Source organism: Citrobacter sp. wls718 (assembly GCF_005280945.1).
Taxonomy (GTDB): domain Bacteria; phylum Pseudomonadota; class Gammaproteobacteria; order Enterobacterales; family Enterobacteriaceae; genus Citrobacter; species Citrobacter gillenii.
This window is the reverse complement of sequence record NZ_SZWV01000118.1, coordinates 1-9,307: the sequence shown is the minus strand read 5'-3', so window position 1 is coordinate 9,307 and position 9,307 is coordinate 1. Positions and strand designations below refer to the sequence as shown.

Sequence of the window (9,307 nt, the reverse complement as noted above, 5' to 3'; positions counted from 1 at the left end):
CGCCGTTATCGGCGGGTTTAAATACAGCCGGATGGGAATTAATGATGCAGCATCTCGTCAATCACCGCTTCTGCTTTGAGCTGATACGGATAATAGGTTGGCCAGTTGTCCATCTCTTCAAGCAGCGCTGCCTGTGAGGTATTTCCCATAAAGATGTGATAGTGGCTCGATTTGCGTGGCGCGATAATATGATCGCTAAATTGAACGTATTTCGGCGCCTGACTATTTGCCTCTTTGCACTCAAACAGATACCGCACACCTTTCTTGCCTGACGTATAGGTCAATATTTTGTATCCGGCGTAATCATATTTACACGACGCGACCTTATTACCCGTATGAAATTCCATCACACCGTTTTCGATACCGATAGTGTCCACGCTAGTGGCATAGCCTGTGCGGTAATAGGTTTTATACTCCTCCGCCGTTTTACTTTTATCCTTTTCGGCCTTCTGCTTGAATACCGGATCCAGTTCACCGCTCTGCAGATAAGGGTAAACGGACTGCCACACGCCATCCCAGTCGCTCAGAGCCCTGTCCTTCACATGGCTATTATCAAAAACGCCCTCTGACGCTTTTTGCTCTATTTCTGTCATCGGCGCGCCATGGGAATGGTGCCCATGTGCCAGGACCTGACTACTGGCTAACAGCATCCCCAAAACAACCGCCAGTCTTTCCAAACGAATAGCCAAAATTTCACCCTCGATATGGTTGCGAGTAAATTGTTATAATATAACGTAACAATTTAATCAACGCGGATATGCAAAATTCATCCACAGCGATAAATCGGCCACACGGAGAAAGGACGACTACGGCCAGGGCAACCTTCGCGAACAAAGCTGATCAAGCAATGCCTGCTGATGGCTAATGATGAGCATTCCTAACGGACGACGCTGGCATTCTTCAAGAAGCAGCGCCCATATGTCTCGTTGAATAGAAGGGTCAAGCTGGGCGGTAATTTCATCGGCAATGAGAAAACGCGTGCGCGGATCAAGCGCGCGCAGTAGCGCAATACGCGCCAGTTCACCACCAGAAAGCTGCCCGGGTCGGCGGGTTAACCACTCGGGATTAATATGTAAGCGGGCGAGCGTTGAGGCATCCGGCAGCCAGGCATCCCGCACCGCATCACCGGTACTTCGCCAGGGGTTGAACGTCAATTCAGGATGTTGCGGCACCAGTTGTACCGGGCAATATTGCCCGACCGGTAACGGTTTATCATCGACTAAAATCTCACCGGAGGTTGGTTTTTGCCAGCCAGCCAGCACGCGTCCCAACGTGGTTTTCCCGGTCCCGCTAGGAGCGCAAATCCCCATGCGCTCCCCGACAGCCAGCGAGAACGTCAGGTTTTGCCACAGCACCTTACCGCCCTGGCGTATAACAACATCACGACAGCACAGCATTCAGCTCTCCAAATAGTTGGTTTCTCTCAGGTAACGCCCGCCATTGCCGCTGCAAATATTCGCTGATATCGCCACGCAGCAGCTGTTCCCGACTCACGTTATCCGATACCCGTCCCTGATGCAGGGCAACAATCCGGTCCGCATGGCGTGCAGCCAGCGTGAGATCGTGGGTTACCCACAGCACACCACAGCCCTGCTCGCAAAGGCCTCGTAAATGCCCCAGCAGTTGATTCGCCAAAGGCGCATCCAGCCAGGCGGTAATTTCGTCAGCAAGGATATAGCGCGCCTGACTGAGTGACGCATGGCACGCCAGAACACGTTTTGCCATCCCACCGGACAGTTGGCGCGGGAAAGCACCTAATACGCTGGTGTCCAGTTGGCTCCGTTCAAGAAGTTGCGTTACCTTCCCCGCGTCCCAGGGATGACCGGAGAGTTGACTCGCTCTTTTCAAATGCTTTTCAATGGTCAGCAGTGGATTAAGCGCCTGAACCCCTTGCGGTACATAACTAAAGGTATTGCCACGACATGCACGGATGTCATTACGGTCCAGCGTTTTTCCATCGAGGTTTATCGCGCCCTGAACGCGCAGATTGTCTGGTAACAGATCGAGCAGACACTGCAACAGCAGACTCTTACCTTCCCCGCTGCCGCCGACTAATGCCACCATTTGACCGGGGGCAATATCAAAAGAAATATCCTGGAGTAGCGATGACCACTTTCTCGCGCCGTACCAACGATAGCGCGCCACGTCCAGCGAGACCTGCTGTAAACTCAACATGCGTCACCTCTCAACCACAAACGATGTACCGCCCGGGCAAACTGATCAAATAACATCACCAGGCTGAACAGCATTAACCCCGGAAACAGCACCAGCCACCAGTTGCCGTGGCTGATAAATCGCAGCGCATCCGCCAGCAACAGACCCAGCGACGGCTCATGCGGCGCCAGCCCGAAACCAAGAAAACTTAACGCCGCGCTATGTAACACCGCGTGCGGAAACATCAACAACGTCCCGGTCAACCATTGTGGCAATAGCGCAGGTAAGTAGTGATGACGCCAGCAGTAAAAATGCCCGTGTCCCAGCCGCCGGGTCAGCATCAGGTAGTCACTGTGTGCGACGCGTTCCGCCTCCGCGCGCAGGATCAAGGCCAGACGCGGCCAATGGGTCAGCGCAACCGCCAGCACCACCCCACTTTTACCACCGCCGAGAGTAAAGCAGATCAAAATCAGCAGCAGCAGATGCGGCATCGACAACATCGCGTCGGTGACTAAGCGCATCAGAACATCCATGCGCGGATGCAAACGCGAAACCGCCGCCATCAATAAAGCAATTACCCCGCTACACACCGCCGCGCCGATACCAATTTGCAGGCTGGTTAACGCCCCCTGAAAGCAGCGCACCCATAAATCACGCCCGAGATTATCAGTGCCAAACCAGTGCAGCGCATCCGGTGGCAGATGGCGGGCCAGCAGATTAACGCTCAGTGCGTTATCCAGCGTAGCGTTGCCATAAATGGCGATGAAGAGTAAACCGCCCGCAGACAGCAGAAGGCGAATCAACGTTGGGGTTGGGTTATAGAGCATCTGGACGCTCCACCGCGCGATTTAGCACATGGACTAACCAGGAAGAGAGCGAGTTGCCGATGAACACCAGCACGGTGCTGAACAAGACAATCCCCATCAGCAGCGGCACATCGCCGCGTAATCCGGCATCAATGGTCGCCTGCCCCAGTCCGGGATATGCAAAGACTTTTTCTGCCAGCAATGCGCCGCCAAAAAGTTCGCCAAGCGAAGCAAATTGCAGGCACAGCGCAGGCGTTATCGCATGACGCAGGACCTGGTGGCGCAGCAGCGACCATCCCTTGTCTCCCTGCGAGCGAGCAAAGCGAACGAAGTCGCTTTTCATCACGCTGGCGATACTTTCTCGAGTGTGCAGCGTAATTTGCCCTAACCCCAATAAACTGAGGGCGCATACCGGAAGAATCAGATGACGCAGACGCTCTGTGAAGCCAGCCATATCACCACTGTTGCCAGGCTCCCACGCGCAGCAGACCGGGAGCACCGGCCAGCGCACCGCAAACACGGCCAGAAGCAGCATTCCTATCCAGAAGGTTGGCAACGATGAAAGCAGATAGCTGAGGCGGCAGATCATTTTATCCGGCCAGCGGTTCAGGAAGCGCCCGGCAACGAACCCCATTGCCGTACCCAGTAACCCCGACATCAACCATGCGCCACAGAGCAGAGCAAACGAGGTCGCAAAACGCTCTTTGATCACGCTGGCGACCGGTGCATTAAACAGCATCGAATACCCGAGATCACCCTGTAAGACGCGTGCAAACCAGTGCCCGAAACGCTCCCACAGCGGCTGATCCAGCCCCCAGCGTGCGGCGATACGCGCATACTGTTCTGGCGGAACATGCAGGAGATCGTTACCAATATAGGCACGAATCGGATCGACCGGCGAGAAGCTGAGCAAGATGAAGGTGCCAGCAGCGACCAGCACCAACAATACGATCAGCCGCAGAAAATGACCCACAACAGACTTCATCAACGGCAGGTCCAGGTCCATTCATCAAGATTGTTGAGCACGGACCAGCTGCCGTGAATTTCCGGCGCCCCTTTGCCCAGGTCAATGCACGGATTAGCCAGATAAGTATGCTGGATATTCAGCAACCATGCCCACGCAGCGTCACCCTGAACGCCTGCACCCTGCTTGCCATCCCACTCCACCTGCTGCCAGAAAGGCACTGCTTTTTGCCAGTCCGGCGCATCAATGGCCTGTTTGAGATGCTGTTCAACCGCAGGATTGCTGTAATAACCGGGGTTGTAATACTCAACGCCCGCGGCCTGCCCGCTGTAGTGATGGAAAAGCTCCATCGGATCTAAACTCCCCCAACCAAACAGCGTGGGATTCGAATGCATGTGGCGCTCAACGGTTTCCCAGCTTCCGGATTGCAGCGACACCGCAATGCCAACAGGTTCGAGCATGGCACGCACCGCTTCGGCTAAATCACGACGCGTACTGTCGCCGCTCGCATACCATAAGGTCAGACGGGCTGCTTTGCCGTCTTTTACACGTACACCATCCGGGCCAACTTTCCATCCAGCCTGTTCCAGAAGCGCGCGTGCTTTGTCACTGTCGCCATCTTTAAACGCAACCGACGGTCCCTGCCACGGCAGTCCCTGCACCGCGCTGTACGCCGGGATAGCGTGGCCTTCCATAACCTGTTCAGCCAGTTGCTTACGATCGATGGCGTAGTTAATAGCCCGTCTGATCGCGACGTCGGCCGTTATATCGTTACCGACCGGATAACCGTTAGCATCTTTTTTACCCGCAGGGACCATCGGGAACACGATCCCCCGGTTCTCTACGCTGTTGCGAACCCACAGCTTCAAATTGTCTTGTTGAGGTGCAACGGCCATTGATGGCGCAATACGCACCAACCCCAGTTGACCACTGCGTGCGGCCGCGTAAGCGTTATCTTCGTCCAGGAAGACAAACACCAGCCGGCTAAAATCATTTTTCTTACCCGCGTACCAAGGATTTGCTTCGACGATTAACTGTTGGCCCGGCTGAAAACTCACCAGCCGATAAGGGCCTGCGCCAATTGGATTTCTGGCAAAGGTTTTTTCATCGTATTGTTTTGCCGGAACAATGCCTAACGAGCCCAGCACGTTCACAAATGTACTCTGCGGACTGCGTAGCGTCATTTCTACCGTGCGATTGTCTTTCAGGCGGGCATGGGTGAAATTCCCCATGTCGATTTTCCCACCGCTTGTCGCGGCTTTGTTGAAGGTAAATACCACATCTTCCGCCGTGAGCGGGGAGCCATCAGAGAATTTAAGATCGGGTTTTAAGGTTAATGTCCAGGTTTTCCCATCAGCGCTGGTCTCCACCTTCTCCGTCAGCAGGTTTCCCCAGCTCATATCGGCATTTTGTTTTAACAAAGGTGCATGCAGGAGCAGATAGCTGCCGTGACTCCAGCCTAGCATCGGGTCGAATCCCTCCGTGGGTTCGGGTCCAATTGCCAGTTTCAATGTTTGCCCTTCCACCGCCGGTTGTGCTGCGAAAAGGGAGGTCGAAAATGCCAGAGTCAGTGCGCACGTCAACCGTGCCAGCTTGCCGTTAATCATTACCTTATCCCGCTTTTGCGTTGTTTTTATACCGCACAACAGCACATACCCGTTGTGAGGTCTCCTGGGGAAGGGATTATGGCGGACCACTTTGGCTAAAAAAATGATACAGCGCAGAAAAGTATGACGATTTTAAAAAAACATCATACAACTGTCGAATTCTCACCTCTCGACGTGCAGTGATTCACTGCCGTGATTTTTATCTCCTTCTCTATTATTCAATCTCATATTAAATGAATATTAATAATTACCGTAAAAACTACTCACGCGTTTTGTCATTACTCCCTATCTAAAATTAGTGACAATTTATGTATATTTATTCAAGAAATATACAGAGAGTGACAAGTTATGTAAATTTGTAATGATAATTATTTGTATTATCATTTTCATCAATTATCTTACTGCCTTTGAATTTTTAACAAAGGAAGTTTGACTATGCGTTTAAAACCTGTTGCCTCTGTCGTTCTGTCCTGCCTTGGATTCAGCGGTACTTATGCCTTCGCCGATGATGTCATGGTCGTGACCGCGTCGGGTTACGAAAAAAAGATCACCAACGCGGCTGCCAGCGTGTCGGTTATTTCTCAACAAGAATTACAAACCAATAAATATAATGACTTAGGTGAAGCCCTGCGCTCCGTTGAAGGGGTTGATGTTGAAAGCAGCACCGGTAAAACCGGCGGTCTGGAGGTCAGTATTCGCGGCATGCCTGCCAGCTATACGCTGATCCTGATAGACGGTATTCGTCAAAATGGCAGCAGTGACGTGACGCCCAACGGCTTCTCTGCCATGAACACCAGTTTTATGCCTCCGCTGGCAGCCATCGATCATATTGAAGTGATCCGCGGTCCCATGTCGACGCTGTACGGTTCAGATGCTATCGGCGGTGTCGTTAACATCATTACCAAGAGAAGTACGGACAAATGGAGCACGTCCATTAATACCGGCGTTAACCTGCAAGAAAGCAATAAATGGGGTAACAGCACGGTAGCCAACTTCTGGTCAAGCGGCCCGCTAATTGCTGGCGTGCTGGACATGCAGGTACGCGGCAGCACGACACAACGACAAGGCTCCAGCGTCACCTCTCTGAGCGATACCACATCGACGCGCGTGCCGTATCCAACGGAATCTGAAAACTACAACATCGGTACCCGTCTGGACTGGAAAACCGGCGCAAATAATACGCTGTGGCTGGATCTCGACTCCGCCAGACAGCGCTACGACAATGATGATGGGCAGTTGGGTAATCTCACCGGCGGATACGATAAAACCCTGCGCTATGAACGTAATAAGGTCACGCTGGGTCACGATACCGCATTAACATTTGGTACCTGGAAATCCTCCGTGGGCTGGAATGAAACCGAGAACAAAGGCCGCCAACTGGTCTCATCCGCACTCACGCCAGAAAACGCGGGCCGGGCCGGTGACGCTCGTGAACTGAAAAATACCAACGTCATCCTGGACTCGGTCCTGCTGACGCCATTGGGTGATTCGCATCTGCTTACTCTCGGCGGAGAATACTGGGATGCCCGCATGAAGGACGGGGTGGTGCTGGCCAATACCGGTGAGACATTCCACCAGAAAACCTGGGCGACCTACGCGGAAGATGAGTGGCATATTCTCGACTCGCTGGCGTTGACCGCAGGCACTCGCTATGAGCATAACGATGTCTTTGGCGGACACCTTAGCCCACGAGCTTACATGGTGTGGGACGTATCGGAAGAATGGACCCTGAAAGGTGGCGTCACAACCGGATACAAAGCCCCGTCACTCAGCCAGTTGCACAACGGCATCAGCGGTGTGACCGCTCAGGGAACCGTCAATACGGTCGGCAACCCCGACCTTAAACCCGAAGAAAGCACCAGCTATGAAACCGGGTTGTACTATGAGAACGACGCGGGACTGAACGCCAACGTTACCGGCTTCTACACCGAATACAAAAATAAAATTGTCTCGTATTCCATCGATGACAATACCAACAGCTATACCAACAGCGGCAAGGCGAGAACGGACGGCGTTGAATTCGCCAGCACCTTCCCGCTTTGGTCTGACGTGCTGAGCTTATCGCTCAACTACACCTATACCCAGAGCAAACAAAAAGATGGCGAAAACAAAGGCGCACCGCTGAGCTATACCCCCAAACATATGGCTAACGCCCGTTTGAACTGGCAGGCAACCGAAGATATGAATGCCTGGTTAAGCGCACGCTATCGTGGTAAAGCCCCACGCTTTACCGAAAACTATGACAACCTTAGTGCAGTCCAAAAAGCCGTGTACGATGATAAAGGGGCCAATTTAAAAGCCTGGACCGTTCTCGATATGGGCATGTCCTATAAGCTGACCAAAGAACTGACGCTGAATACGGCGATAAATAACGTGTTAGATAAAGACTTTAGCGACGTCACTCTGTATCAGGTTGGCCGCAGCAGCACCTACGCGGGCGACTACTTCCAGACCGCACAATCCACAACCGGATACGTCAATCCGGGTCGCAACTACTGGGTGTCGTTAAACTACCAGTTCTAATTGGTTTTTCACCTACAGGCCGGGCTATAACGAATCGCCCGGCCTCTTTCTGATGTTGTCTCTGCACCTGCAAACAGTCCGTAAAATCACAGAATATATTCACTGCTGTCAACTACCAGAATTTTAGATCAACACCGCGTATCACTTACTGTATGGATTTCAACTTCCTGTTTGGCGTGGGGACTGATAAACTGTGTCTAAAAATGTCAGACTTATTATTTTTATATAATTACCTACTGGATAAGTACAAAGTACGCAGGTTGACGGAAATGGATTCATCGATAACTATCGTTACAGCATTTTTTGATATTGGACGAGGTAACTGGACAGCCAATAAAGGTTTCTCGCCACATTTAGAGAGAACGCCTGAAACTTACATTGATTATTTTAAAAACTTATCCACTCTGGATAACGAAATGATCATTTTTACCTCTTACGACCTTAAACCAGCAATTGAAAAAATTAGAGCGGGTAAAAAAACCACAGTTGTTACCTTTGACATTAACACTAAGTTCACTGCAATTCGGCAAAAAATTCACGACATCCAAAAAGATGATGCTTTCAGAAACAGACTTGAAACGCGCCAGCTAATAAACCCTGAATATTGGTCCGCTGAGTACGTGCTGGTGTGTAACCTGAAAGCTTATTTCATAAACAAAGCGTTAGAGATGAATCTTGTTAACAATGAGATGGTTGCCTGGATTGATTTCGGCTATTGCCGTAACCCGGAAGTCACAAACGGTTTATCCTTATGGAATTATCCATTTGATAAACGTAAAGTAAATTTATTCACAGTTAAACGTGGTCTAAACCCCAAATCCATTGATCATGTTTTTGAACACATGATCAATAATCGCTCTTATATTATTGGCGGTGCCATCGTTGCGACACAAGAAAAATGGCAAGCGTTTTATAAACTGGTACGCCGCTGCCAAATAAAGACCCTTAGAAATAAAATAGTTGATGATGATCAAGGGATTTTCATCATGTGCCATTACTTAAACCCGGAGTTGACAAAGCTAAACTACCTTGGAAAAAACAGATGGTTTTATTTGTTCAAAATGTACGGTAAAAAAGATCTAAAAAGCAGATTGCTATGCCTAAAAGTGTTGCTTCGTGGCAAATAAAAACTCACCGTCCCTGCGACACAATCAACCGGCTCCGAGCAGTAACATGGCCGGAAGATCTTGGGGAATATCCATTTATACATATATATGATGTTAGCTGATCCGGTGATGCTGCCAACTTACTGA

The 9,307-nt window shown here is 51.0% G+C and carries 8 protein-coding genes; 2 read left to right on the top strand and 6 right to left on the bottom strand.

The features are described 5' to 3' along the window. Nucleotides 1-38 precede the first annotated feature (38 nt). The 6 genes from zinT to FDW95_RS22640 all read right to left on the bottom strand — a co-directional run bounded on the left by zinT (nucleotide 39) and on the right by FDW95_RS22640 (nucleotide 5,531). A complete protein-coding gene (zinT, locus tag FDW95_RS22665; RefSeq protein ID WP_115258710.1) occupies nucleotides 39-689 on the bottom strand; it encodes a metal-binding protein ZinT in 651 nt (216 codons plus the stop codon). 117 nt (nucleotides 690-806) lie between these two features. Beyond that, a complete protein-coding gene (locus tag FDW95_RS22660) occupies nucleotides 807-1,397 on the bottom strand; it encodes an ATP-binding cassette domain-containing protein (protein WP_115258711.1) in 591 nt (196 codons plus the stop codon). Continuing rightward, nucleotides 1,381-2,175, bottom strand: a complete 795-nt coding sequence (locus tag FDW95_RS22655; RefSeq protein WP_115258712.1) for an ATP-binding cassette domain-containing protein — start codon at nucleotides 2,173-2,175, stop codon at nucleotides 1,381-1,383. Before FDW95_RS22655 ends, FDW95_RS22660 begins: the two co-directional genes overlap by 17 nt. Continuing rightward, nucleotides 2,169-2,981, bottom strand: a complete 813-nt coding sequence (locus FDW95_RS22650; protein WP_115258713.1) for an ABC transporter permease — start codon at nucleotides 2,979-2,981, stop codon at nucleotides 2,169-2,171. The genes FDW95_RS22655 and FDW95_RS22650 overlap by 7 nt, the downstream gene beginning before the upstream one ends. Then, nucleotides 2,971-3,945: an ABC transporter permease gene (locus FDW95_RS22645; protein ID WP_096759416.1), complete on the bottom strand. Its 975-nt coding sequence runs from the start codon at nucleotides 3,943-3,945 to the stop codon at nucleotides 2,971-2,973. Before FDW95_RS22645 ends, FDW95_RS22650 begins: the two co-directional genes overlap by 11 nt. Then, nucleotides 3,945-5,531: an ABC transporter substrate-binding protein gene (locus FDW95_RS22640; protein ID WP_115258714.1), complete on the bottom strand. Its 1,587-nt coding sequence runs from the start codon at nucleotides 5,529-5,531 to the stop codon at nucleotides 3,945-3,947. Before FDW95_RS22640 ends, FDW95_RS22645 begins: the two co-directional genes overlap by 1 nt. Nucleotides 5,532-5,966: 435 nt before the next feature. On the opposite strand from FDW95_RS22640, the gene FDW95_RS22635 reads away from it, so the two are divergent. Further along, nucleotides 5,967-8,054 carry a TonB-dependent receptor gene (locus FDW95_RS22635; protein ID WP_115258715.1) on the top strand — a complete coding sequence of 696 codons (2,088 nt, stop codon included), beginning with the start codon at nucleotides 5,967-5,969 and terminating at the stop codon, nucleotides 8,052-8,054. A 269-nt stretch (nucleotides 8,055-8,323) separates the two neighbouring features. Next, nucleotides 8,324-9,181: a protein YibB gene (gene yibB / locus FDW95_RS22630; protein WP_115259958.1), complete on the top strand. Its 858-nt coding sequence runs from the start codon at nucleotides 8,324-8,326 to the stop codon at nucleotides 9,179-9,181. Nucleotides 9,182-9,307: the final 126 nt, after the last annotated feature.